Raw genomic sequence first — 24,601 nt, forward strand, 5'->3', positions numbered from 1 at the left:
GATCAAAATACTCCCGCCGGAGGCTCGGACCCATCCACCGGCACAACATCGAAAGTCCCATGCGCCCCTACGAAAAAGATCCATCTGCCATCTATGCCCAAAGCTTTGCCACCGTGCGGGCCGAGGCGCGGCTTGACAGGTTTCCACCCGGAATCGACAGCATGGCGGTGCGCCTGATCCATGCCTGTGGGATGGTGGAAATTGCCGACAGGCTCGCCTTTTCCCCCGGGGCCTTCGCGGCAGGGCAGGCGGCGCTGGCGGCGGGGGCGCCGGTGCTGTGCGATTGCGAAATGGTCGCCTCGGGGGTGATCCGCCGGTTTCTGCCCCGGAACAATGACGTGATCTGCACGCTGAACGGCGTGGACGTGCCGCAGCGTGCCAAATCCATCGCCAATACCCGCTCGGCGGCGGCGGTCGAACACTGGCGCGACCGGATTGAAGGCGCCGTGGTGGCGGTGGGCAATGCGCCGACGGCGCTGTTTCACCTGCTTGAACTGCTCGATCAGGGCTGGCCGAAACCGGCGCTGATCCTCGGCTTTCCCGTGGGCTTTGTCGGGGCTGCCGAAAGCAAGGCCGAACTGGCCGCCGATCCGCGTGGTTGCGATTTCGTCACCCTGCGTGGGCGGCGGGGCGGGTCGGCCATGGCGGCGGCGGCTGTCAACGCATTGGGAGGATCACAATGACAGACCCCTGGCTGCATATCGTCGGCATCGGCGAAGACGGAATGGCGGGCCTTGCCCCGGCCACCCAGGCCATCCTTGAGGCGGCCGAGGTGATCGTTGGCGGGGATCGCCACCATCGCCTGTCCGATTCTGTCACGGCTGAACGTGTTTCATGGCCGTCGCCCTTTGATGCGCTGATCGACATGTTGAAGGGATATGCCGGGCGCCGGGTTGTGGTGCTGGCCACCGGTGATCCCTTGTGGTTCTCTGTGGGGGCGCGGATCGGGCGGGCCATTGCGCCCAGTGAAATCATCTTTCACCCCCAGATCAGCGCGTTTCAGCTCGCCTCGGCGCGGATGGGCTGGTCCATGGCGGATGTGGAAACCCTCACCGTGCATGGCCGCCCGGTGGAACAGATGATCGCCTTTATCCAACCGGATGTGCGGTTGCTGATCCTGACCACGGGGGCCGAAACCCCCGGGCAAATTGCCCGGTTCCTGACGGAACGGGGGTTTGGCAAAAGCCCGATGTCGGTGCTGGCGGCCATGGGGGGCGAGAACGAACAGCGCTTTGATGGTATTGCCGAAAGCTGGGATCACGTCGTCCCGGCGTTCAACACCCTTGCGGTGGAATGTGTCGCGGCCCCCGATGCCGCGCTGTTGCCCCGGGTGCCGGGGCTGGCCGATGCCCTGTTTCAGCACGACGGCACCATGACCAAGCAAGAGGTGCGCGCGGTTACCGTGGCCAAACTGATGCCCATGCGCGGCGCGTTGCTGTGGGATATTGGCACCGGCTGTGGCTCGGTCGCGGTGGAATGGATGCGCGCGGCCCGTTACGCCCGCGCCATCGGCATCGAACCCCGGGCCGACCGGCGCGCCATGGCCGCCGCAAACGCGCTGGCCCTTGGCGCGCCCCGCCTGGAACTGATCGAGGGCGAAGCGCCCGGCGCATTGGCCGGGCTGGCGCCCCCCGATGCGATCTTTATCGGCGGTGGGTTTACCGAAGAGGTGTTCGCCGCGGCCTGGGCGGCCCTGAAACCCCTCGGGCGGCTGGTGGCCAATGCGGTGACGCTGGAATCCGAGGCGCAGTTGATGGCGCTGCACGCGGCCCACGGGGGCGAATTGGTGAAGGTGCAGATTCACCGGGCCGAACCGGTTGGTCCCTATCGTGGCTGGCGTCCGGCGATGCCCGTGACCCAGTGGAGCCTGATCAAACGATGATCTGGGTGGATAGCGCGGAATTTGAGTATTTTTATCAGAAAAAGTCACAGGAATGTGTGGTTTGAGTGGCGTTCTGTACGGTGTCGGCGTGGGGCCGGGTGACCCGGATCTGATAACCCGCAAGGCGGCGCGGCTGATCGGCGGGGCGGCGGTAATCGCCTATCCGGCGCTGGCGGGGGGCGACAGTCTTGCGCGTTCCATCGCTGCTGATCTGATTGTGCCGGGCGTTGAGGAAATCATTATCGACGTTCCGATGAGCGTTTCCCGTGAACCGGCGCAGGCCGCATATGACGATGGCGCGGCGCGGATTGCAGCGGTGTTGGAACAGGGGCGCGATGTGGTGTGTCTGTGCGAGGGTGATCCGTTCTTTTACGGCTCGTTCATGTATCTGCACGCCCGGCTTTCCCCGCGTTTTCAGGTTGAGGTTGTGCCGGGGGTTACGTCGGTCACTGCCTGTGCGGCGCGGGCGGCGATGCCGCTGGCGGCGCGCAACGAACGGGTGACGATCCTGCCCGGCCCCTTGCCGGAACCGGAGTTGCGTGCCCGGATTGCGGGCGCTGAAAGCGTGGCGATCATGAAGGTTGGCCGCCATCTGGGCAAGATCCGCGCGGTTCTGGCCAATCTGGGGTTGGAGGATCGCGCGGTTTATGTCGCCCGGGCGACCATGGCCGATGAGGTGGTTTGCCCGCTGTCCGAGGCGCCTGAGGCGGCACCTTATTTTTCGATGATTCTACTGACCAAGGGGGCCGATCCATGGCTGTGAAACCTGTCGTTCTGTGCCTGTCCCGTTCCGGGGAGTCGGTGGCGCAACGCATCGCGGCGCTGCTTTCGGCCCCTGTCCACGGGCGCAAGGGCCGGGTGGAACGGGCGGATGCGTTTTTCGACAATGCGCTGGACCATGCCCGTGATCTGTTTGCCGCCGGGGTGCCGGTTATCGGGGTGTGTGCCAGTGGCATTCTGATCCGGGGCGTCGCGCCTTTGCTGTCTGACAAGCGGGCCGAGCCGCCAGTGGTGTCGGTGTCCGACGATGGCGCCGTGGTTGTGCCCCTGCTCGGCGGGCATCGCGGCGCGAACCGTTTGGCGCGTGACATTGCCGAAGGGCTGGGCGGTGTGGCGGCGGTGACAACGGCGGGAGATGTGGCGCTGGGGATCGCGCTGGACGAACCGCCCGAAGGCTGGGTGCTGGCCAATCCCGATCTGGCCAGGGATGCCATGGCACGGTTGCTGAGCGGCGCGCATGCCCATGTGGATGGGGATGAGGCGCGCCGTGCCACCTGGCTGAACGCGCTGCCTTTGGCCAGCCCGGGCGATGAGGATGTTGTGACCATTGATGTCACCACCATGCCCGCGGTTGATGATCTGCTGACCTTTCATCCGCAATTGAATGTGCTGGGGGTTGGTTGCGCGCGCGACTGTCCGCCGGATGAGTTGGAAACACTGGTGCGCGCCATGCTGGAGGAGTCTGAAACGGCGGCGGGGGCGATCAAGGCGATCTGCACCCTTGATCTGAAGGCCGATGAACCCGCGGTGTTGCAATTGGCCAAGCGGCTGAACCTGCCTTTGCGCCTGTTTTCTGCGGCTGAGCTTGAGGAGATGACGCCGCGTCTGGAACACCCCAGCCATGTCGTGTTCGCCGAGGTGGGGTGCCACGGTGTGAGCGAGGGCGCGGCATTGGCCGGTGCGGGGCCGGAGGCGATTCTGGGGATGCCCAAGCGTAAATCCACTATGGCCACCTGCGCGCTGGCCAATGCCCCCGAACCGATCACCGAGTTGCGCGGTCGGGCGCGCGGGCGGCTTTCGGTTGTGGGCATTGGCCCGGGGCAGGCGGCGTGGCGCACGCCCGAGGTGTCACGCCTTGTGGCCGAGGCCGACGAGCTGGTCGGGTATGGGTTGTATATTGATCTTCTGGGCCCGCTGGCGGCAGGAAAGCAGCGGTCGGATTTCCCCCTGGGCGGCGAAGAGGACCGCTGCCGTTACGCGTTGGAGCGGGCAGGCGAGGGGCGCGATGTGGCGCTGGTTTGCTCGGGTGATGCCGGGATTTATGCCATGGGCGCCCTGGTGTTTGAATTGCTGGATCGCAGGGAGCACGGCGTCAGCGATGCGGCGCGCCGGGTTGAGGTGGTCTGTTCACCCGGGGTTTCGGCGTTGCAGGGCGCGGCGGCGCGGGCCGGGGCGCCTTTGGGCCATGATTTCTGCGCGATTTCCCTGTCTGATTTGCTGACCCCGCGCGACGATATTCTGCGCCGGTTGCGGGCCGCCGCGACGGGCGATTTCGTGATCGCGTTCTATAACCCGGTGTCCATGCGCCGCCGCACCTTGTTGGCCGAGGCGCGCGATATTTTGCTCCAACACCGCCCGGCCGATACGCCGGTGATGCTGGCCAGCTCCCTTGGCCGCCCCGAGGAACATATCCGTTATCGCCGTCTGGATGAATTGCAGGTGGATGAGGTGGATATGCTGACCGTGGTTCTTGTGGGGTCCAGCCAGTCGCGGCTGGCGCAGCTTGGCGAAGGGCCGCGCATGTTCACGCCGCGTGGGTATGCGCGCAAGATCGACGGTGATCTGTCTCAGGCGGGCGGTGCGTCATAGACAACGCGAAACCCCATGTGGGTGGTGGCGCTGTCGGGGGTGTTGCCCGTGCGCGCGGCAATCCGATAGCGATGGCAATAGGACGCATGACACAGGAACGATCCGCCTTTCAGCATTTTCTGCGGCCCATGGGGCGCGGCATTGCGCGCGGTCTTTTTCAGGCTGCGCAGGCGGAACGGATCGCCCGACCATTCCCACACATTGCCGACCATGTTGTGCAACCCATATCCGTTGGGCGCAAAGCTGATGGCGGGGGCGGTGGTGGCATAGCCATCGGCGCAGGTGTTGGTGCGCGGAAAATCCCCCTGCCAGATGTTGCAGGGCAGGAAATCGGTGTCGTTCGGTTCCTGCTCGCCCCAGGGGTATCGCACATCACCAAGGCCCCCGCGTGCGGCGTGTTCCCATTCGGCCTCGCGCGGCAGGCGGCCCCCGGCCCATTTGGCATAGGCGCGGGCATCGGCCCAGGACATATGAACGACCGGGTGATCGGGGTCGGCGGCGGGGCCGTCGGGGCCGGTGGGCTGCGCCCAGCAGGCGCCATCCACCCGGCGCCACCACTCCAGCCCGTCAACACCCTGGGTCAGTTCCAGAACTTCGGGCACATGCAGCCAGAACACGAAGGACCAGCCGAACCTTTCGGCCTCGGAGACATATCCGGTGGCGGCGACGAAACGGGCAAAGGCGGCGTTGGTGGTGGTGCCCCGTTCCCAGAACAGCGGTTTCACCTTTGCGTGGCGCAGGGGCGATTCCTCGTCCGGGAGGATGATCGGCCGGTTGGTGCCGATCAGCGACGTGCCGCCGGGCACCGGGACGCAATCGCGCAGCGCCGGGTCCATCCGGGCGCGGGGGGTGAAGTCATCGGGCGTTTCGGGGGGCGCGCACCGGTGGGGGGCGTGCAGCAGGCGGGTTTTGTCGGGGTATCCATGGGCGCATAATCCCGCCTTGGACGGTGGCATGTCAAGGGCAACGAACCATAGAGAAGGACAGGAAATGACGGTCTATTTTATCGGCGCAGGGCCGGGCGACCCCGAGTTGCTGACGCTCAAGGCACAGCGGTTGATCGCGGCCTGCCCGGTCTGCCTTTATGCCGGGTCACTGGTGCCCGAACAGGTTGTTGCCGGGGCGCCCGAGGGGGCGCTGGTCCGCGATACGGCGGTGATGACGCTGGACGATACCCACGCCGAAATCGTGGCGGCCCACGGGCGCGGGCAGGATGTGGCCCGGGTGCATTCCGGCGATCCGTCGCTGTATGGCGCGATTGCCGAACAGATCCGCCGGTTGCGCGCCGATGGTATTGACTATCAGATCATTCCGGGCGTTCCCGCCTATGCCGCCGCTGCCGCCGCGCTGGGGCAGGAGTTGACCATTCCCGAGGTGGCGCAATCCATCGTGCTGACCCGGGTGTCGATGAAATCCACCTCGATGCCTGTGGGGAAACCCTTGAAAATTTCGCCCGCACCGGCGCGACACTGGCCATCCACCTTGGGGTCCGCAACCTGCGCGAGATCGAGCGCGTGCTGGTGCCACATTACGGGGCCGATTGTCCGGTGGTTGTGGCCTATCGCGTTGGCTGGCCGGATGAGATGTTTTTGCGCGGCACCCTGTCAGACATCCGCGCCAAGGTGCGGGACGAAAAAATCACCCGAACCGCGCTGATTCTGGTTGGTCCGGCCCTGGGCGAGGTGCAGGATTTTCGCGATTCGGCCCTGTATGACCCGGAAATGCCCCATGTTTTGCGCCCAAAGACCCGGGTTTAACGAAACTGTTACGCAATGGTGCCATAGTTTCAGGCGATGCTCACAAATACTTGACGGATGCCTGAGATCGGGCATCCTGTGGGCTGTGTCGCAAGAACCGGAGGCACCGATGCTGGAAGATCTGCCACAAGACATCAAAGACGGGCTGGACGCGGCGCGCAGGACATCCACGCGCCAAAAGGGCCGGATGCGGATTGATGTTGGGGGGCGAACCTTAACGATCCTGCGGTATTGGGACAAGGGATTCGCGCTGGATGCCGCCGATGCCCCCCATGTGCGCGGTCATGTCGATCTTTATGACGGGGCGCGCCATATGGGCCGCTGCCTGATTATGGCCAGTGGGGTGACCGACGGTGAAATGGTCTATGAATTCAAGCGCAAGACGCCAGTTTCGGATCGTCCGCCGCTGGATTTCGCGCCCGACGAACCGGCCCCCGTTGCGCTGTTGCCCCGGGGGCTTTGAGCCGGATCAAAGGCGCGGGGCCTTTCGCCGGCCTGCCGTCAGTCTCGTTTGCCGGCAAAACGGACCTGCCAATCGTCGCGCTGCTCGTCCGTGATCTTGGCGAATGTTACCTCTGGCACTGTAAACCCATGGCCGACGGGCAGGGCGCCAAGCGCGCCCGCCACGTCACTGGGCCAGCTATCGTCATCGGTCTGCATCGCGGCCAGCAGTTCGGCGGCGGCATCGGGAATGAAGGGGCGCGACAACACGGCATAGACCCGGATCAGGTTCAGGGACAGGCGAATCACCGCCGCGGCGCGCTCTGGGTCGGTTTTGAACGCGCTCCAGGGGGCCGTCAGTTGCAGATATTCGTTGCCCAGAACCCAGATCGCCCGCAATTCGGCGGCGGCCTTGCGCACTTCGATGGTTTCCATGAACCCTTCATAGGCGCGGATGCGGGTGGTCAGATCGGCGATCAGCTTTTCCTCATCAGGGCCATATGTGCCGCCCGCGGGCACTGCCTCGGAGAATTTTGAGCGGCAGAATTTGGTGACGCGCGAGACGAAATTCCCCAGAACATCGGCCAGATCCTTGTTGATGCTGGACTGGAAGTTTTCCCAGGTGAATTCCGCATCGCTACTTTCGGGGGCATGGGACAACAGCCACCAGCGCCAGTAATCGGCAGGCAGGATCGACAGCGCCTGATCCATGAAAATGCCGCGCCCCTGTGACGTGGAAAACTGCCCGCCGTCATAATTCAGGTAATTGAACGCCTTGATGTAATCGACCAGTTTCCATGTCTCGTCGCCAACCGAATTGGCGCCCATGATCGTGGTCGGAAACGACAGGGTGTGGAACGGCACGTTGTCCTTGCCCATGAATTGCACATAGCGCACATCATCAGCCCCAAGATCGGTGCGCCACCACCGTTGCCATGCCGCGTCGTCCAGCCCCTGTTCTTCGGCCCATTCGGCGGCGCAGGCGATATATTCGATGGGGGCGTCGAACCAGACATAGAACACCTTGCCCTCCATCCCGGGCCAGGGGGCGTCGCCCTTTTGCACCGGCACGCCCCAATCCAGATCGCGGGTGATGCCCCGGTCCTGCAACCCGTCACCATCGTTCAACCATTTCTTGGCAATGGATGTGGTAAGGATCGGCCAGTCGGCCTTGGAATCAATCCAGTCGCTCAGCTTGCCGCGCATTTGCGATTGTTTGAGGTAAAGATGCTTTGTTTCGCGCGCCTCAAGATCGGTTGAGCCCGAAATCGCGCTGCGCGGATCAATCAGATCGGTCGGGTCCAACTGCTTGGTGCAGTTTTCGCATTGATCGCCCCGCGCCTTGTCATAGCCGCAGTTGGGGCAGGTGCCCTCGATATAACGATCGGGCAGGAACCGGCCATCGGCGTTGGAATAGACCTGTTTTTCGCCGCGTTCCTCAATCAACCCGGCCTGGTCAAGACGGGCGGCGAAATGCTGGGTCAACCGATGGTTTTGCGGGCTGGACGAGCGGCCGAATTTGTCAAACGACAGGCGGAACCCGGCGGCGATGTCCGATTGCACCCCGTGCATTTCGGCGCAAAATTCATCCACCGGCTTGCCTGCCTTGGCGGCGGCCAGTTCGGCGGGCGTGCCGTGTTCGTCGGTGGCGCACAGAAACAGCACCTCATGCCCGCGCTGGCGCATATAGCGGGCGTAAAGATCGGCGGGCAGTTGGCTGCCTACCAGATTGCCGAGGTGTTTGATCCCGTTGATATAGGGAATGGCCGAGGTGATGAGGATGCGTGCCATGGGGGCGCCTTTCGGTGGTCTGGGCGCCCGTTTAGCGCAAGGTTGCGCCAAGGGCTAGCGGTCTCGGGCCCGTCCAAGCAGACGCCCGATGATAAAACTGGTGCGCGGGGCATAAACATAGGGCGTGCGCCGTGCTGCCGGGCGGTGCAGCATCCGCGACAGCCCGAACAGAATCAACAGCACATGGGCCACGCTGACAAAGATAAACATCGCCGGTGGCCCGTACCCCTCGATCAGCCCCGACACCACAAAGGGCGAGGCGATGGCGCCCACGGCATAAAGAAACATCAACGCCGCCGACAGTTCGACCCTTTCGTGGCTTTGTGCGAAATCATGGGCATGGGCGGCGGATACCGAATACACCGGAAAGGTGGTCAGCCCGAACAGCGCCGCCCCCAGCATCACAGCGCCGGTGCCCTGGGTGGACAGGGCGACGGTGGCACCACAGGCCAGCACCCCGGCAGCGGAAAAGAAGACCAGAACCCAGCGCCGGTCAAATTTATCGGCCAGCCACCCGGCGGGGATTTGCGACAGGGCGCCCCCCAGCACAAAGGCCGCCAGAAACAGCGCGATCTGATCGGTGCTCAGCCCCACTTCGACGCCGTAAACCGGCCCGACCATCCGAAACGCCGCCGAGGTCAGCCCCGACACGACCACCCCCGCCGCCGCCAGCGGGGATCGCTGCCAGGCCAGTTTGGGGCGCAGGCGGGGCGCTTTGGGGGTTTCAGGCTGCGGATTGGTGCTGAGCGTGAGCGGCAAAAGCGCGGCACAGCACAGCAGCGCCAAAAGGTTGTAGGACACATAGCTGCCCGGCTCCAGCACGCCGATGAACAACTGCGCCACCAGCGATCCGCCCATATCGACCATGCGATAGGTGCCAAAGGCGCGGCCCCGGGTTTCATTGGTGACCTTGGCCTGAAGCCAGCTTTCAACCACCGTATAACACCCGGCGATACACAGCCCCGACATCACCCGGAACCCGGCCCAGGCCAGGGGATGCACCACGATCATATGGGCCAGAATGCCGATGGTGCCGGTGGCGCAAAAGGCGGCAAAGGCCCGCGAATGGCCGATGCTGCCCATCAGGCGCGGCGCCCACCAACAGCCAATGAAAAACCCAAGGAAATGCGCTGAGCCAAGCACCCCGACTTCGGCCCGGCTGAACCCCAGATCGAGGCCCGAAATCGCATCGAGCGGCACAATGCCGCCCGATCCGAACTGAAGCAGGATAACCGACAGAAACAGGGCGGCGAACGAGATCAGCAGGCGCATGACGTCCTCGGGTTACCGGGCGAGCTGTTGGCGGCGTGGCACCGGTTGTCTGTGCTGTATTCGACCGATCCTGTCGGTTTTTATCTTTTCAGGGTTTGCGGCGCGGGGTGGCGTTGGGGCCGCGCGGGCCTTTGGGGCCACGGGGCTTGAACGGTTTGGCACCCGGTTTTGCGCCAGGCGGGGTGAACCGTTTCGATGGATCGCGGGCGTCGCCTTTGGGCTTGGCTGCGGGGGCGCCTTCGGCACGGGGGGCCGGTTTGCCCTTGGGTTTGCCAAAGGGTTTGCCGCCTTTGGGCCGTTCGTCGCCGCGCGGTTTGTCCCAGGCGCGGGCCGGTTTGGACGCACCCACGCTTTCAGCGGCCCGCTTTGCAAAGGGCTTGCCCTTTGGTTTGTCGCGCGGCGCGGGGGCGCGGCTGGCGTTTCGGCGGCGCGATATTTTTCCTTTGGGCGCGGCGCCGGGGCATCGGGGGTGTCGGGTTGCCAGCGGGTTTTGGGTGGGCGCGGGGCCGCTGCGGCCTGTTCACGCGCAGGGCGATCCTCGCGGGGGGCGCGGTGCGCGGTCTTCCCGGGGGCGCTCTTCGCGGGGGGCGGGGACCACGGGCCAGATCGGGGGCCTGGGCCAGACGTTTGATCGCGGTGCCGCCTTCCAACATCATGTTGGGGCCGATCGCCTTGAGGAACGCCGCCTCGGAACTGGCGAGCATTTCCACAAAGGTTTCGCCCTGCTGAATACGGATCGCGCCGATGTCATCGCGCGAAATTCCGCCCGATTTGCACAGCATCGGCAACAGCCAGCGCGGCTCGGCGTTCTGCGCCCGCCCCACGGACAACGAAAACCAGACCGACGGGCCAAAGGGCGCGCGGGGCGGCGGGGGCGTGCCGGGATCGGACAGATCCTCGGGGGCGGATTGGCGGCTGGCGAACAGGCGCAGATAGGCCGCGGCGATTTTTTCAGGCCCGTGCATGTCAAGCAGGCGGTTGGCAAAGGCGGCTTCGTCCTCGGTGGGGTCTTCGTCCCATACCGCATCTTCCAGCAGGCGTTCTTCATCGCGTGCGCGCACCTCGTCCGCCGTTGGCGGCTGGTCCCATGTGGCGCGCACCTTGGCGCCCTGCAACAAACGTTCGGCCTTTTTGCGCAGTTTATGCGGCACGATCAGCGCGCTGACCCCCTTGCGCCCGGCGCGCCCGGTGCGCCCCGAACGGTGCAGCAGGGTTTCGGAATTGGTGGGCAATTCGCCGTGGACCACCAGCTCCAGATTGGGCAGGTCGATCCCGCGCGCCGCCACATCGGTGGCAATGCACACCCGCGCGCGCCCGTCGCGCATCGCCTGAAGCGCGTGGGTGCGTTCGTTCTGGGTCAGCTCACCCGACAGGGCAACAACGGAAAATCCCCGGTTGGAAAACCGCGTGGTCAGCCGGTTCACCGTGGCGCGGGTGTTGCAGAACACCAATGCATTGGGCGCCTCGTAATAGCGCAGCACATTGACGATGGCGTTTTCCGCGTCGTGTTGGGCCACGCTCAGCGCGCGATAGTCAATGTCGGAATGTTGCGATTTTTCCGCCGTTGTGCTGACGCGAACCGCGTCTTTTTGATAGTTTTGTGCAAGTGTGGCAATGGCGCGTGGCACCGTTGCGCTGAACATCAGGGTGCGGCGCGTCTCTGGGGCTTCGCCCAGAATGAACTCCAGATCCTCGCGAAACCCGAGATCAAGCATCTCGTCGGCTTCATCCAGAACCACGGCGCGGATGCTGCCCATTTTCAGGGAATTGCGCATGATGTGATCGCGCAGACGCCCCGGCGTGGCCACCACGATATGCGCCCCGCGATCCAGCGCGCGGCGTTCGTCGCGCATGTCCATCCCACCCACGCACGACGCCACAACGGCGCCGGTATTGGCATAAAGCCACTGCAATTCGCGTTTCACCTGCAAGGCCAACTCGCGCGTTGGGGCGATGCACAGGGCCAGCGGCGTGGCGGCGGGGCCAAACCGGCCCGTGTCGTCCAGCAGCGTCGGGGCGATGGCCAGGCCAAAACCCACGGTTTTGCCCGATCCGGTCTGGGCACTGACCAGAAGGTCGGCGTCAGCCAGCCCCGGTTCGGTCACTGCTTTTTGCACCTGGGTCAGGGTGTCATAGCCACGCTGGGCAAGGGCATCGGCAAGGGTCTGGATCACGGCGGTCACATCTGTTGGGGCAGGGAGGGGCGCGGATGCGCGCCAAGCAATGGGGCATACGCCGAACGGCGCGCGATGTATAGAGCGAAGGCGCGCAGAAAATGCCGCCGTGATATTGCCTTTGCCGCTTCAGCGGCTATCCCTTTGGCAATCACAGGAGAATCCATATGAAAATGCTGCCACTGGGCGCCACCAATATCAAAGTTTCCGAATTCTGCCTCGGCTCGATGACCTGGGGCAGCCAGAATAGCGCCCAAGATGGCCACGCCCAGATCGACCGCGCGCTGGAGCGTGGAATCAATTTTATCGATACCGCCGAGATGTATCCGGTCAATCCGGTCGCAAAGGAAACGGTCGGGCGGACCGAAACGATCATCGGTGACTGGATCGCCAAAAGCGGGCGGCGCGATGATGTGGTGATCGCCACCAAATGCAGCGGCTTCAACGAACGGTTTGTGCGCGAGGGCCAGCCGGTGAGCGGTGCCAGCCTGCGCGCCACCCTTGACGGGTCGTTGCGGCGGTTGAAAACCGATTGCGTCGATCTTTATCAACTGCACTGGCCCAACCGCGGATCGTTTCATTTTCGCCAGATCTGGGGGTTTGATCCCAGCGGGCAAGACACGGGCGCGGTTGAGGCGAATTTGGCCGATGTGATGGAAACCCTTGCCGCGCTGGTGAAGGAAGGCAAGATCCGCGCCTTTGGCCTGTCCAATGAATCGACCTGGGGCACGATGAAATGGCTGGAGGCGGCCAAGGCCACAGGCGGGCCGCGCATTGCGACCATGCAGAACGAATATTCCCTGCTGTGCCGCCAATATGACAGTGATCTGGCCGAAATGAGCCACCACGAGAATGTCACTTTACTGGCATTTTCGCCGCTTGCTGTCGGTCTTTTGACCGGGAAATATCAAAATAACAACATTCCTGCCGGATCGCGCATGGATGTGAACGCTGATCTGGGCGGGCGGAAATCCGCGCGGGTGTTCGAGGCTGTCGATGCCTATCTGGCGGTGGCGCACAAACACGGGATTGATCCGGTCCATATGGCGCTGGCCTTTGCCCGCAGCCGCCCGTTTCGCACCATTCCGATCTTTGGGGCAACGTCGCTGGCGCAGCTTGACACGGCACTTGATGCGGTCGGCGTGACCCTGTCTGACGAGGTGCTGACGGATATTGCCCTGGCGCACAAGGCCCACCCGATGCCCTATTGAACAGGGCAAAACTGCCCGCGCCCTTGCATGGGCGCGGGAAATGCCGTTCCCTGCGCAAAACGAAGGGGACGAGATGCCATTGCAGATGAATCGCGAGGTGTTCATCACCTGCGCCGTCACCGGATCGGGCAGCACCCAGGACCGCAGTCTCAATGTGCCACGTTCGCCGGCCGAGATCGCGGCCAGCGCAATCGAGGCGGTCCGCGCCGGGGCGGCGATTGTTCATTGTCATGTGCGCGATCCCGAAACGGGCGCGCCCTCGCGCGATCTGGCGCTTTACCGCGAGGTGACCGACCGCATTCGCAGCGCCGATGTTGATGTGGTGCTGAACCTGACCGCGGGAATGGGCGGCGACATCGTGTTCGGCGGGACCGAGGCGCCTTTGCCGCTGGCGGATGGCACAGATATGGTGGGCGCTGGCGAACGGCTGGCGCATCTGGTGGCCTGTCGCCCGGAAATCTGCACGCTCGATTGCGGAACGATGAATTTCGCCGAGGCCGATTATGTCATGGTCAATACCCCGGGCATGTTGCGCGCCATGGGCCGTGCGATGCGCGATCTGGGGATAAAGCCCGAGATTGAGGCGTTCGACAGCGGCCAGTTGTGGTATGCCAAACAACTGGTGGAGGACGGTATTCTTGACGCTCCGGCGCTGGTGCAATTGTGCATGGGGGTGCCTTGGGGGGCGCCCGATGATCTGAACACGTTCATGGCGATGGTGAATAACATATCGGATGGATGGAGTTTTTCCGCCTTTGGGCTGGGGCGTCACCAGATGCCCTATGTCGCGGCCAGCGTTCTGGCCGGGGGCAATGTGCGTGTGGGGCTGGAGGATAACCTGATGCTGGATCGCGGCGTTCTAGCCACCAACGGGCAGTTGGTTGAACGGGCGGTGGACATCGTCGAACGCATGGGCGCGCGGGTGATTGGCCCCGACGAGGTGCGCGCGCGGTTCAACCTTGTCAAATGCGCCCCGGAGGGTATGTGATGCCTGTCCTGTTGGTCTATGGTGACAGTAATTCCCACGGTACACCGCCCATGGCCGAGCGGGGTTTGGGCGCGCGGATGCCTGCCGCCCTGCGTTGGCCACAGGTGATGGCGGCGGCGCTGGGGCAGAATTGGGAGGTGATCGTCGAGGGGTTGCCGGGGCGCACCACGGTTCACGACGATCCGGTCGAGGGTGCCTATCGCAATGGGATGAGTGTGCTGCCCGCGATCCTGCACAGCCACGCGCCGCTGGATATGGTGGTGCTGATGCTGGGGACCAACGATCTGAAACTGCGGTTCAACGTACCGGCCATTGACATCGCATTGTCGGTGGGGCGGCTGACCGAGGCGGTGCGGGCCAGCGGCGTGGCGCGCGACGTGCTGATCGTCTGCCCCCCGGTGGTGCGCGAAGTGGGCTGTCTGGCCGGGATGTTCGAGGGCGCCGAGGCACGGGGCGCGGGATTGTTCGTGCATATGATGCAGGAGGCCGGGCGGCTGAATGTGGGGTTTGTGGATGCCGGGGCCCATGTCGCGGTGGACCCGCTGGACGGGGTGCATCTGAGCGGCGACTCCCATGCCATTCTGGGCGCCGCCGTGGCCGAGGCGGTGCGTGAACGGGTCAGGAAAACCACCACGGGGGGCGGGGCATGATCCGGTTTGCCATCATCCTGATGCTGGGGCTTTGTGCCTGTCAGCCTGCGCCCGAACCGGCGGCGGCCGACCTGCCGGGGTATGCGCCCGCCGACACCAGCCTTGCGGGCTATGATCCGCAGTTGGCGGAACATGCGCAGGCGGCTTGCGTCAAGGACGGCGGGCGCTGGGGGCCGGGCGGGATTGGCGGGCGGATGGTGTGTTATACGGACACAAAGGATGCCGGAAAAACCTGTTCGTCGGGCACTGAATGCGAGGGGCTGTGTCTGGCGCGATCACAAAGTTGCGCCCCGGTGATGCCCTTGTTGGGCTGCAATGCGGTGCTGATGGGGCGCGGACAGACGGCGACCTTATGCGTGGATTGATGGCCGCGCTGGCCCTGCTGGCGGGATGCGCCGGGCCGGCCACGTTGACCCCCTCTGACAGCTATCGCAACGCTGCCGCGCCGTTTTCGTCGATCGTGCTGTTCGATCCGGCCCGGTTTGCCGGAACGTGGTATGCGGTGGCGGGGTATCCGGTTGCGGCGCAATCGGGCTGTGTCGCGGTTCAGATGCAGTATGATCTGCGTGCTGACGGCACGTTCGGGGTGGTGCATACCTGCCGCCACGGGGCGGGTGGCGGATCGGTGTCGCGGATCACGGGCACGGGCCGGATGATCGGACCGGGGCGGTTTGATGTGCGGCTTGACGGTGCGCCCGCTTTGTCGGCGCCCTATTGGGTGCTTTGGGTCGATCAGGGGTATCGCACGGCTGTCGTGGGGGTTCCGTCGGGGCGCGCGGGGTGGATTTTGAACCGCGATCCGGTGATCCCGCCTGACAGGTTGGCGGCGGCGCGCGAAATTCTGGATTTCAACGGTTATGATCTGAGCAGGCTGGCGCGGGTCGGAAATGGTGCGCAATGAGCAATGTGGCGGCGGTGATCGGCGGCGGGGTGATTGGTGGTGGCTGGGCGGCACGGTTTGCGCTGATGGGGTGGGAGGTGCGGGTGTTCGACCCGGACCCGGACGCGCGCCGCAAGCTGGATGAGGTTCTGGCCGGGGCGCGGCGTGCCTTGCCGGGGCTGTCGGATGGCGCGCTGCCGCCCGAGGGCAGGGTGACGCTGTGTTCTTCGCTGGCCGAAGCGGTGGCCGGGGCGGATTGGGTGCAGGAAAGCGTGCCCGAGCAGTTGGCGTTGAAACATCGGGTTTTGGCCGAGGTGCAGGGGGCCTGTGCGCCCGGCACGATCATCGGGTCGTCCACCAGCGGGTTTCGCCCGTCGCACCTGCGCGAGGGTGCCCTTCGGCCTGATGAAATTATCGTCGCCCATCCGTTTAATCCCGTCTATTTGCTGCCTTTGGTAGAGGTGGTGGGGGAGGGGCCGCTTATCGATCGGGCTTGCGCCCTTCTCTCTTCGCTGGGGATGCAGCCCCTGCGCCTGCGTCACGAGATTGACGGCCATATCGCCGACCGGCTGTTGGAGGCGGTATGGCGCGAGGCGCTGTGGCTGATCCATGACGGCGTGGCCACCACAGCCGAGATCGACGAGGCGATCCGCATGGGGTTTGGCCTGCGGTGGGCGCAGATGGGGTTGTTCGAGACCTATCGCATTGCCGGGGGCGAGGCGGGGATGCGCCATTTCATTGCGCAATTCGGCCCCTGCCTGCATCTGCCCTGGACCAAGCTGACCGATGTGCCGGATTTGACAGAGGCGCTGATCGAACGGATCGCCAGCCAATCAGACGCCCAGTCCGGCCATTTGCCCCTGCGCGCGTTGGAGCGGATTCGCGATACCAACCTTGTGGCGATGCTGCGCGCGCTGAAGGTGCAGGATTGGGGGGCGGGTGCCGTGTTGAACGCCCGGGACAGGCGGGTATCGCCCGGCGCCGGGGTCCTGGACACGCCCCTTGTTACGGCTGATCGGGCGGTGCCGCTGGACTGGATTGATCCCAACGGTCACATGAATGAGGCGCGCTATCTTCAGGCCTTTTGCGATGCCACCGACCGGTTTCTGGAGATCGTCGGCTGTGACAGTGATTACATCGCGGACGGGAAAAGCTTTTTCACCGCCGAGACCCATATCCGCCATCTGAACGAGGCCCATGCGGGGGACAGGATCAGGGTGGAAACCCTGTGTCTGCGCGGCGAGGGGGCCAAGTTGCATCTGTTTCACCGGCTGTTTCGTGCTGGCGATCTGTTGGCAACGGGCGAGCATTTTCTGTTGCATGTTTCATTGGAATCGCGGCGCCCGGTGGTGCCTGTGGGCGACGTGGCCGCGCGGATCGCGGCGGTGGCGGCGGCCCACGCGGGCCAGGAGCGGCCCGAGGGGATTGGCCGTTCTGTTGGGCGGAAATAATCCGGTCCTTTAATTTATCTGAATAATATCAAATATATACGTGATTTTTCGTGCCATTTCCATGGGGCGGGCAGAGGAAATATGACCTGTGATCTGGATTCGGCTTGACGATATCTCATAGTTGGGAATAAGTTTCCCAAAAATGAGAGTTGCCATGAGTGAAAACCTGAGCCGCATCCTGACCCTGCTGGAACATCTGTCTGCCGCGCGCGGTGCCGGGGTTTCGGTTGCGCAATTGGTCGAGCAGACGGGCCTGGCCAGTTCGACGGTGTACCGTCTGACCCACGATCTTGAGGGATTGGGATATCTGCGCAAAGACGACGACCGGCGCTTGGTGCCGCAGTTCCTGTTTGAACAGGGGGTCGTGGTTGGCGGGGTCGATCTGGCGCGGATGCTGGATGCCTGCCGCACCGTCAGCGCGCGCCTTTGGGTGGCATCGGAATTCATCGCACTGCGCCGCGAAAACCTGTTCTGGCATGTGGCCGAGGCCCACCCTCAGCAATCAATCCGATTGCGGGCCGGGGTCGGGTTTATCCGCGGCACCTATGAGCTGGATTCGCTGACCCGGATGGTATTGGCCCATTTGCCGACGGACCGGATCGAACAGAGCTGGGATGTGAGCGCGTTTCACGATGTGGGCGTCACCGGCGGCAAGGTGCCATGGAGCGAGGCGCGCAGCCGGATCGCCGCCGTGGATCACGCCGATATGCAGTTCGATCTGATGGGCAACGCCAAGGGCGTGCGGCGCTATTGCGTGGCGGTCAACGGAACGGATGGAAAATTCGCAGGGCTTTTGACGGCAGCCGAGGCCGCCACCCCCTGCGCGATGTCGAGGGGCATGTCGCCAATGTGCGCGCCGTGCTTCTGGAGGCGAAGGCCGTTGCCGAGAGCGGCGGCACAGGCAAAGGCGCGCTGAGCCAACAGGCATAGGCGCGCAGGATTTTATAGGGAGGAACGATGATGAAGAGATTTACCCTTGGCGCGGTTGCCGTGGCCGCAACCATGGCGGTGGCAGCGCCCATTGCCGCGACGGCACAGGATATGGTGCTGTCCATCGGATCGCGCGGATATGGCGGCATGGTCGAGCCGAATATCGAAAGTTTCGAGGCCGCCAACCCCGGTGTATCGGTGGAATGGAACAAGGTATCGGATGTGCCGGGCGACAGCCGCAAGCTGTATGTCACGGGTCTGACTGCGAAAAGCCCGACACCCGATGTCTTTGCCATTGATGTGATCTGGGCCGGGGAATTTGCCCAGCGTGGCTGGCTTGCGCCGCTCAACGGGCTGATCGATGATGAAACGATGGCCGCCTATAACCCGTCGTTCCTGTCGGCGGCGACGGTGGATGGCAAGGTTTATGCCGCGCCTTTGTATCTGGACGGCACCCACTTGTTTTACCGCAGCGACCTGTTGGAAAAATACGGCATTGCGGTGCCCAAGACATGGGAAGAGGTGATCGCCGCCTCCAAAACCGTGATGGAGGGCGAGGGCAATCCGCAGCTTTACGGGTTTGTGTCCATGTGGGCCAAGATCGAAGGCCTGTTCATGAACTGGCTGTCCTTTACCTATGGCAATGGCGCGACGTTCTTTGACGGTGATGGCAATGTCGCGGTGAATTCGCCCGAGGCGATTGCGGCAACCCAGACCATGGTGGACATGCTGCACAAAGATCACATTGCGCCGGATCTCGATCCTGAACATGCGCCCCGACGATGCGCGCACGTTGTTTCAGCAGGGGCGCGCCGTGTTCCTGATGGTGCAGGATTTCGTCTATGCGCCCCTGTCCGCCGATGACAGCCCGGTGAAAGGCAAGTTCGATTTCACCCGCAACCCGTATTTCGCGGGCCACGAGGATGCCCATTCCACCGCCTTGGGCGGCTGGTTGCTGGCGGTGAATGCCAATTCCGAGCATAAGGAAGAGGCGGCCAAACTGGTGGCGCATTTCACATCCTACGACAATCAGTTGAAAGCGGCGCTGGATGAAAACCGCGCGCCGGGGCGTACCGATGTTTATGATGACCCAAAGATGGCCGATGCCGCGTTGATCCGTGATTTCGGTGCCGATTTTGCCGTTGGCGTTGTGCGCCCCTCGGCGGACACGGGCAATCTTTACCCCCGGGTGTCCGAGGTGATGCAGACCGAAATCACCAACGCCCTGCACCAGAAAAAGACGGCAGAAGAGGCGATGAACGATGCCGCTGCCGAGCTGAAATCGATCCTGGGGCAGTAACGCCAAGGTCGCCCGCCCGGCGCCTGACGCCGGGCGGATTTCGTTTCCCTGAACATCGGAGGTGGGCATGTCACGCGCCATCACACTTGAAAAGCGCACGGCGCTGACCGGGATCGGATTCGTCACGCCGACCATCCTGATCATTGCGCTGATCCTGATTTACCCCATCATCCAATCGGTGGTTCTGAGCTTTGGTCAATCGAGCATTGACGGCTCTGTGCCGTATCAGTTTGTCGGGCTGAAACATTACGCCGCCTTGATGGGCGATGACCGGTTCTGGAACGCGCTGGGGGTGACGTTTACCTTTACCGCCCTGTCGATCCCGCTGGAATTGTGCCTTGGCATCGGGTTGGCGCTGTTGATGAACGAAACGTTCAAATTCAAGGGGCTGGCGCGGCTTGCGGTGTTGTTTCCCTGGGCATTGCCCACGGCGCTGAACACGCTGATCTGGCGCTGGATGTATAACGCCGATTACGGGCTGTTCAACGCCGTTGCCCTGCAAAGCGGGCTGGCGGAGCGGCCGATCAATTTTCTTGGTGATGAATGGCTGGCCATGGGATCAATGGTGTTGGTGGCCGTGTGGAAAACCAGCAGTTTCATGGCGTTGATCATTCTGGCGGGCCTGCAATCCATCCCCCGTGACCTGTTCGAGGCAGGGCGCATGGACGGGATGAGCAAGTGGCAGGAATTCACCCAGATCACCCTGCCGCTGCTCAAGGGGCCGATCCTTGTGGCGCTGATCATCCGGTCGATGGATGCCCTGCGCACCTTTGAACTGCCCTTCAACCTGACCGATGGTGGCCCGGTAAACGCCACGGAAAGCCTGTCACTCTATGCCTATAAGGTGATCTTTGATTTCCTTGATTTCAACTTTGGCGCGGCCGTTGTCGTGGTTCAGTTTCTCGTGATTTTCGCGATGAGCCTGATCTATGTCGTCGCCCTGCGCAGCAAGGATTGACCCCATGCAAAAACGCCCCCGTTTCGGGCTTTATGCCCTTGTCGCCCTGTCGGTCGTGATTTCGTTCTTTCCCATCGTCTGGCTGATCCTGACCTCGTTCAAGAACACCGCCGGAATCTATGCCTGGCCGCCGCAATACTGGCCCGATCCCTTTACGCTGGAAAACTACCGCGCGATCATCACCGGATCGCCCGAATTGCTGCGCTATATCCTCAACAGCTTCATCGTCGGGGTTGGCTGTACCGTGATCACGCTGATGTTTGGCGGGTTGTCGGCCTATGCGCTGTCGCGTCTGGGGCTGAAATTCGCCGGGGTGCTGATGGTGGGTATTCTGGCGGTGTCGATGTTTCCGCCGGTGTCCCTGTTGCCATCACTGTTTCAGAACTTTCTGCACCTTGGGCTGCTGAACACCTATACCGGGCTGATCCTGGCCCATGCCGGGTTGTTCCTGCCGTTTTCGGTGTGGATGCTGGCCAGCTATTTCGCCACCCTCCCGGTCGAGATAGAAGAGGCGGCGCGCATGGATGGCATGGGGTTTCTGCGCATCTTTTTCACCATCGTTCTGCCCCTGTCATGGCCCGGCTTTGTCGCCACTGGTCTGATCGTGTTCATCTTTTCGTGGAACGAATTTCCGCTGTCACTGGTGTTGATGACCCAGAACGCCATGCGCACGGCGCCGGTGGGGATTTCGCTTTATCCCGGGGAATATGCGTTCCCATGGGAAACGATCAGCACGGCAACCGTGCTGGCCATCATTCCGGTGCTTATCATCACCGCGATTTTTCAGAAACAGATCGTCGGCGGGTTGACCGCAGGCGCCGGCAAGTGAGGGCCACGATATGGCAAGCGTAACACTCAACCAACTGGGTAAATCCTATGGCAATGTCACGGCTGTTCAGCAGTTTGACCTTGAAATTGCCGACGGTGAATTTCTGGTGCTGCTGGGGCCGTCGGGCTGTGGCAAATCCACCACCCTGCGGATGATCGCAGGGTTGGAGGGGATCACCACCGGCGATCTTTTGATCGGCGGCAAGCGGGTGAACGACATCGACCCAAAGGATCGCGGGGTGGCGATGGTGTTTCAGAACTATGCGCTGTATCCGCATAAATCGGTGTTCGACAATATGGCGATGGCGCTGAAACTGGCGCGCCTGCCCAAGGCCGAGATCGACAAGCGGGTGAACGACGTGGCCGATATGCTGGGCCTCACCGATTATCTGCACCGCAAACCGGCCGCCCTGTCCGGTGGTCAGCGTCAGCGTGTGGCCATCGGCCGCGCCATCGTGCGCACGCCCGAGGTGTTTTTGTTCGACGAACCCCTGTCGAATCTTGACGCCAAGCTGCGGGTGAAAATGCGGATGGAATTGCAGGAACTGCACGACAGGATCGGCGTGACCAGCATCTATGTGACCCACGATCAGGTCGAGGCGATGACATTGGCCGACCGGATCGTCATTCTGAACGGCGGCGTGGTCGCGCAAATCGGCACCCCGCGCGAGGTGTATGACAACCCCGCCACCGAATTTGTTGCCGGGTTCATCGGCAGCCCCGCGATGAATTTCATGCCCGCCACACGGGTGGGGGACACATGGCAGATCACCGACACCAACCTGACCCTGCCCGCACCCGCCGGGTTTGCGCCGGGGGCCGGGGCCGCCAATCTTGGCCTGCGCCCGGAACATATCGAGGTGCTGCCCCCCGACGCCCCGGATGACCCATGGGTGTTTGACGGCACTGTAAAGCTGGATGAACTGCTTGGCGCCGATGCCCTGCTGAACCTTGTCGTGCAGGGCCAACCCCTGTTGGCCCGTGTTGGCGGCACTGATTTTCCGCAGGCGGGGGCAAAGGTGCGCATCCGGTTCGATCCGGCCCGCCTGCATGCTTTTGACCCCGAAACCGGTGCGGCACTGCCCCGCGCCGCCCACTGACAGGACCAGACAGATGGCAAAAAAACCCAATATCCTGTTCATTATGGCCGACGATCACGCCGCCAAGGCGATCAGTTGCTATGGCGCGGGCATCAACCACACCCCCAACCTTGACCGGATCGCGCAGGGCGGCATGCGGGCCAACCATTGCTATGTCACCAATTCGATCTGCACCCCCAGCCGCGCGGCGATTTTGACCGGCACCTATAACCACGTCAATTCCGTTACCACGCTGGACACCCATATCGACAACCGCCTGCCCAACGTGGCCAAGCACCTGCGCAGCGGCGGGTATCAGACGGCGCTGATCGGCAAATGGCATCTGGGCGAGGGGCGCGCCCATGAACCCACCGGGTTTGATTTCTGGTCGGTGCTGCCGGGGCAGGGCGAATATTTCGATCCCTTCATGATCGAGATGGGGCAGGAAATCGAGGCGCCCGGATATTGCACCGATGTCATCACCGACAAAAGCCTTGAGTGGCTGAACGGCACCGACCGGGACAAGCCGTTTTTCCTCATGTGTCACCACAAGGCGCCGCACCGGGAATGGGAACCGCACCCCAAGAATCGCGGGCTTTATACCGATGATATTGCAGTGCCCGAAAGTTTTGACGACGATTATAAAAACCGCGCCCGCGCCGCCGCCGAGGCAAAGATGCGCATTCGCAACGACATGAAATATATCGACCTGGGGCTGGTGCAGCCCGAAGGCGGCAGCGAAGTGGGCGAGCGCACAAAGCGGGGCGAAACCCATCGCCGCATTCCCCACCCGGAAGACGTGTCAGACCTGCGCCTGATCGACCGTGACAGCGGCGAGGTGTTTACCTTTGCATCCCAGGATGAATTGGCCCACTTCAAATATCAACGGTATCTCAAGCGTTATCTGCGCACGATCCAGTCCGTGGATGAAAGCGTCGGGCGCTTGCTCGACTGGTTGGAGGAAACCGGGCAGGCCGATAATACCATCGTGATCTATACCTCGGATCAGGGGTTTTTCCTTGGCGAACATGGCTGGTTCGACAAACGGTTCATGTATGAGGAATCGTTTCAGATGCCGTTCCTTGTGCGCTATCCCGATGCCATTGCGCCGGGCAGCGTGAACGACGATCTGTTTTGCAACGTCGATTTCGCCCCGACGTTTCTGGATTACGCCGGGCTGACCACGCCCAATTACATGCAAGGGAAATCCGTGCGCGGGCTGTTTGAGGGCGCGACGCCCAAGGATTGGCCCCAGACGGCCTATCACCGCTATTGGATGCACCGCGACCCCGATCACAACGCCTATTCCCATTATGGCATCCGCGATCAGCGCTATAAACTGATCTATTGGTACAACGAAGGCTATGATCTGCCCGGCACCAATCAGGGCGGCCAGGATCGCGAGTGGGAGCTGTTCGATTGTGAAAAAGACCCCCTTGAATTGTTCAGCCTGGCCGATGACCCGGCGTATGCACATGTCAGGGCCGCGCTGTTGGCAAAACTGGACGCCAAGATGGCCGAAATCGGGGATGTCCCCGAACATTAAACCGCGAGGGTGGCCAGATGATCGGGAAAGGCGTGGTCCTGCACATGGGCCGCGCGCACCAACCTGTCGAAATGGTGCGAAAGCTCGGCTCACCCGGGCGCCATCGCGGTACACCAGATATTGCTGGCCCAGATACACCACGGCCAGTTGCGCCCCGAACACCGTCAGGGGCGCTGAAAACACCTGCCGCGCGTCAAACAGGGTGACGCGCAGGCGGGGATAAAGCTGAGTGTGAAGATCGGCGAAATGGGCGATCTGTTCACGTCGCAGGGCCGGGGGCAGGTCTTGGTAATACCCTTCGCCCCGGGCCATCGCCGCCAGTTCGTGCAGGGGCATGGCAATTTCATAATCCGACCCCGCCGCGCGCATCCAGTTCAACCTGTTTCGGCTGGCGCTGATCGCCTGATCGGTGCTGCGGCCAAGGTGGGGGGCATATTCCCAGGCCATCAATCCTTCGGTTTTCAGCATGTCGGGCAGGGCGGCAGGCACATGGCGGATCTTATAGCCCGCTGCCGCAACGTGCCATTCAAAGATCTGTTCATCAATGGGGGCGCGCCCGGCCTCGGTCACGGCACTTGAGGCGGCCAGAAGATCGGCGGCGGTTTCGGGATGATCCGAAAGCCCCAACAGCCAATCCGCCGACACCCCCAGCGCCGCCGCGCATTCCGCCAAAAGCTGGGCATTGGGCAGGCGCGGATCGCCCTTCGCCAAAAGCTGTGAGATGGTCGAACGATCCACCCCGGTGCGCCGGGCCAATGCCGATTGGCTGAAGCTGCGGGTTGCCATGGCCTGTGTCAGGCGGTCGCGGAACCGGGCGGCACGGTCACGTTTGTCGTAAATTCCTATCATGTGGTGATTTATATCACGGATTGCG

At 63.0% G+C, this 24,601-nt stretch carries 24 protein-coding genes and 2 pseudogenes; 20 read left to right on the forward strand and 6 right to left on the reverse strand.

Features of this window, described 5'->3' with window-relative positions; genetic code table 11:
* The first annotated feature begins 59 nt into the window (after positions 1–59).
* The 4 genes from AC0L7P_RS08195 (at position 60) to cobJ (ending at position 4,471) form a co-directional block, all read left to right on the forward strand.
* Entirely contained in the window at positions 60–683 is a 624-nt protein-coding gene (locus tag AC0L7P_RS08195) for a precorrin-8X methylmutase (RefSeq protein ID WP_473435254.1), read from the forward strand.
* The gene (cbiE, locus tag AC0L7P_RS08200; RefSeq protein ID WP_473435255.1) at positions 680–1,882 is read left to right on the forward strand and encodes a precorrin-6y C5,15-methyltransferase (decarboxylating) subunit CbiE; all 1,203 of its coding nucleotides are present in this window, start codon (positions 680–682) and stop codon (positions 1,880–1,882) included. The genes AC0L7P_RS08195 and cbiE overlap by 4 nt, the downstream gene beginning before the upstream one ends.
* A gap of 61 nt (positions 1,883–1,943) precedes the next feature.
* Complete coding sequence (gene cobI, locus AC0L7P_RS08205; protein WP_473435256.1) at positions 1,944–2,645, forward strand: precorrin-2 C(20)-methyltransferase; 702 nt, start codon at positions 1,944–1,946, stop codon at positions 2,643–2,645.
* A complete protein-coding gene (gene cobJ / locus AC0L7P_RS08210; protein ID WP_473435257.1) occupies positions 2,636–4,471 on the forward strand; it encodes a precorrin-3B C(17)-methyltransferase in 1,836 nt (611 codons plus the stop codon). The genes cobI and cobJ overlap by 10 nt, the downstream gene beginning before the upstream one ends.
* Here cobJ and AC0L7P_RS08215 read toward each other — a convergent pair.
* On the reverse strand, positions 4,450–5,427 hold the full coding sequence (locus tag AC0L7P_RS08215; protein WP_473435258.1) for a formylglycine-generating enzyme family protein: 978 nt from the start codon (positions 5,425–5,427) through the stop codon (positions 4,450–4,452). The genes cobJ and AC0L7P_RS08215 overlap by 22 nt on opposite strands.
* 34 nt (positions 5,428–5,461) lie before the next feature.
* Here AC0L7P_RS08215 and cobM point away from each other — a divergent pair.
* Positions 5,462–6,228: pseudogene (cobM, locus tag AC0L7P_RS08220) on the forward strand (precorrin-4 C(11)-methyltransferase).
* A 109-nt stretch (positions 6,229–6,337) separates the two neighbouring features.
* Positions 6,338–6,691: a hypothetical protein gene (locus tag AC0L7P_RS08225; protein WP_473435259.1), complete on the forward strand. Its 354-nt coding sequence runs from the start codon at positions 6,338–6,340 to the stop codon at positions 6,689–6,691.
* A gap of 38 nt (positions 6,692–6,729) precedes the next feature.
* Here the strand turns inward: AC0L7P_RS08225 and metG are convergent, their stop codons facing one another.
* The 4 genes from metG to AC0L7P_RS08245 form a co-directional block, all read right to left on the reverse strand.
* Positions 6,730–8,460: a methionine--tRNA ligase gene (gene metG, locus AC0L7P_RS08230; protein ID WP_473435260.1), complete on the reverse strand. Its 1,731-nt coding sequence runs from the start codon at positions 8,458–8,460 to the stop codon at positions 6,730–6,732.
* 54 nt (positions 8,461–8,514) lie between these two features.
* Complete coding sequence (locus AC0L7P_RS08235; protein WP_473435261.1) at positions 8,515–9,732, reverse strand: MFS transporter; 1,218 nt, start codon at positions 9,730–9,732, stop codon at positions 8,515–8,517.
* Between the two features lie 88 nt (positions 9,733–9,820).
* Complete coding sequence (locus tag AC0L7P_RS08240) at positions 9,821–10,081, reverse strand: hypothetical protein (RefSeq protein WP_473435262.1); 261 nt, start codon at positions 10,079–10,081, stop codon at positions 9,821–9,823.
* Positions 10,082–10,085: 4 nt separating this feature from the next.
* On the reverse strand, positions 10,086–11,906 hold the full coding sequence (locus AC0L7P_RS08245) for a DEAD/DEAH box helicase (protein WP_473435263.1): 1,821 nt from the start codon (positions 11,904–11,906) through the stop codon (positions 10,086–10,088).
* 167 nt (positions 11,907–12,073) lie between these two features.
* Between AC0L7P_RS08245 and AC0L7P_RS08250 the strand changes: the two genes are divergently transcribed.
* The 14 genes from AC0L7P_RS08250 (at position 12,074) to AC0L7P_RS08315 (ending at position 24,306) form a co-directional block, all read left to right on the forward strand.
* The gene (locus AC0L7P_RS08250; protein ID WP_473435264.1) at positions 12,074–13,117 is read left to right on the forward strand and encodes an aldo/keto reductase; all 1,044 of its coding nucleotides are present in this window, start codon (positions 12,074–12,076) and stop codon (positions 13,115–13,117) included.
* A 73-nt stretch (positions 13,118–13,190) separates the two neighbouring features.
* The gene (locus tag AC0L7P_RS08255; RefSeq protein WP_473435265.1) at positions 13,191–14,105 is read left to right on the forward strand and encodes a beta-keto acid cleavage family enzyme; all 915 of its coding nucleotides are present in this window, start codon (positions 13,191–13,193) and stop codon (positions 14,103–14,105) included.
* Positions 14,105–14,755, forward strand: a complete 651-nt coding sequence (locus tag AC0L7P_RS08260) for an SGNH/GDSL hydrolase family protein (RefSeq protein ID WP_473435266.1) — start codon at positions 14,105–14,107, stop codon at positions 14,753–14,755. Before AC0L7P_RS08255 ends, AC0L7P_RS08260 begins: the two co-directional genes overlap by 1 nt.
* Positions 14,752–15,120, forward strand: a complete 369-nt coding sequence (locus AC0L7P_RS08265) for a hypothetical protein (RefSeq protein WP_473435267.1) — start codon at positions 14,752–14,754, stop codon at positions 15,118–15,120. The genes AC0L7P_RS08260 and AC0L7P_RS08265 overlap by 4 nt, the downstream gene beginning before the upstream one ends.
* Complete coding sequence (locus AC0L7P_RS08270; RefSeq protein WP_473435268.1) at positions 15,108–15,656, forward strand: lipocalin family protein; 549 nt, start codon at positions 15,108–15,110, stop codon at positions 15,654–15,656. Before AC0L7P_RS08265 ends, AC0L7P_RS08270 begins: the two co-directional genes overlap by 13 nt.
* On the forward strand, positions 15,653–17,086 hold the full coding sequence (locus tag AC0L7P_RS08275) for a carnitine 3-dehydrogenase (protein WP_473435269.1): 1,434 nt from the start codon (positions 15,653–15,655) through the stop codon (positions 17,084–17,086). Before AC0L7P_RS08270 ends, AC0L7P_RS08275 begins: the two co-directional genes overlap by 4 nt.
* Before the next feature lie 154 nt (positions 17,087–17,240).
* Positions 17,241–18,002 (forward strand): helix-turn-helix domain-containing protein, encoded by a 762-nt coding sequence (locus AC0L7P_RS08280; RefSeq protein ID WP_473435270.1) that lies wholly within the window; start codon positions 17,241–17,243, stop codon positions 18,000–18,002.
* Positions 18,003–18,043: 41 nt separating this feature from the next.
* Positions 18,044–18,880, forward strand: coding sequence for an extracellular solute-binding protein (locus tag AC0L7P_RS08285; RefSeq protein WP_473435271.1), 837 nt, complete (start codon positions 18,044–18,046; stop codon positions 18,878–18,880).
* Positions 18,840–19,316 carry an extracellular solute-binding protein gene (locus AC0L7P_RS08290; RefSeq protein WP_473435421.1) on the forward strand — a complete coding sequence of 159 codons (477 nt, stop codon included), beginning with the start codon at positions 18,840–18,842 and terminating at the stop codon, positions 19,314–19,316. Before AC0L7P_RS08285 ends, AC0L7P_RS08290 begins: the two co-directional genes overlap by 41 nt.
* Before the next feature lie 67 nt (positions 19,317–19,383).
* Positions 19,384–20,274, forward strand: a complete 891-nt coding sequence (locus AC0L7P_RS08295) for a carbohydrate ABC transporter permease (protein ID WP_473435272.1) — start codon at positions 19,384–19,386, stop codon at positions 20,272–20,274.
* Between the two features lie 4 nt (positions 20,275–20,278).
* The gene (locus AC0L7P_RS08300; RefSeq protein ID WP_473435273.1) at positions 20,279–21,103 is read left to right on the forward strand and encodes a carbohydrate ABC transporter permease; all 825 of its coding nucleotides are present in this window, start codon (positions 20,279–20,281) and stop codon (positions 21,101–21,103) included.
* A gap of 10 nt (positions 21,104–21,113) precedes the next feature.
* Positions 21,114–22,202: an ABC transporter ATP-binding protein gene (locus AC0L7P_RS08305; protein WP_473435274.1), complete on the forward strand. Its 1,089-nt coding sequence runs from the start codon at positions 21,114–21,116 to the stop codon at positions 22,200–22,202.
* A 13-nt stretch (positions 22,203–22,215) separates the two neighbouring features.
* On the forward strand, positions 22,216–23,727 hold the full coding sequence (locus AC0L7P_RS08310; RefSeq protein ID WP_473435275.1) for a sulfatase family protein: 1,512 nt from the start codon (positions 22,216–22,218) through the stop codon (positions 23,725–23,727).
* 246 nt (positions 23,728–23,973) lie between these two features.
* Positions 23,974–24,306: a hypothetical protein gene (locus AC0L7P_RS08315; protein ID WP_473435276.1), complete on the forward strand. Its 333-nt coding sequence runs from the start codon at positions 23,974–23,976 to the stop codon at positions 24,304–24,306.
* Between the two features lie 108 nt (positions 24,307–24,414).
* Here the strand turns inward: AC0L7P_RS08315 and AC0L7P_RS08320 are convergent.
* Positions 24,415–24,576 (reverse strand): annotated as a pseudogene (locus AC0L7P_RS08320) (helix-turn-helix domain-containing protein); the annotation flags it as partial.
* Between the last annotated feature and the right edge of the window lie 25 nt (positions 24,577–24,601).

The sequence above is a fragment of the Oceaniglobus sp. K40-3 genome (assembly GCF_055808395.1).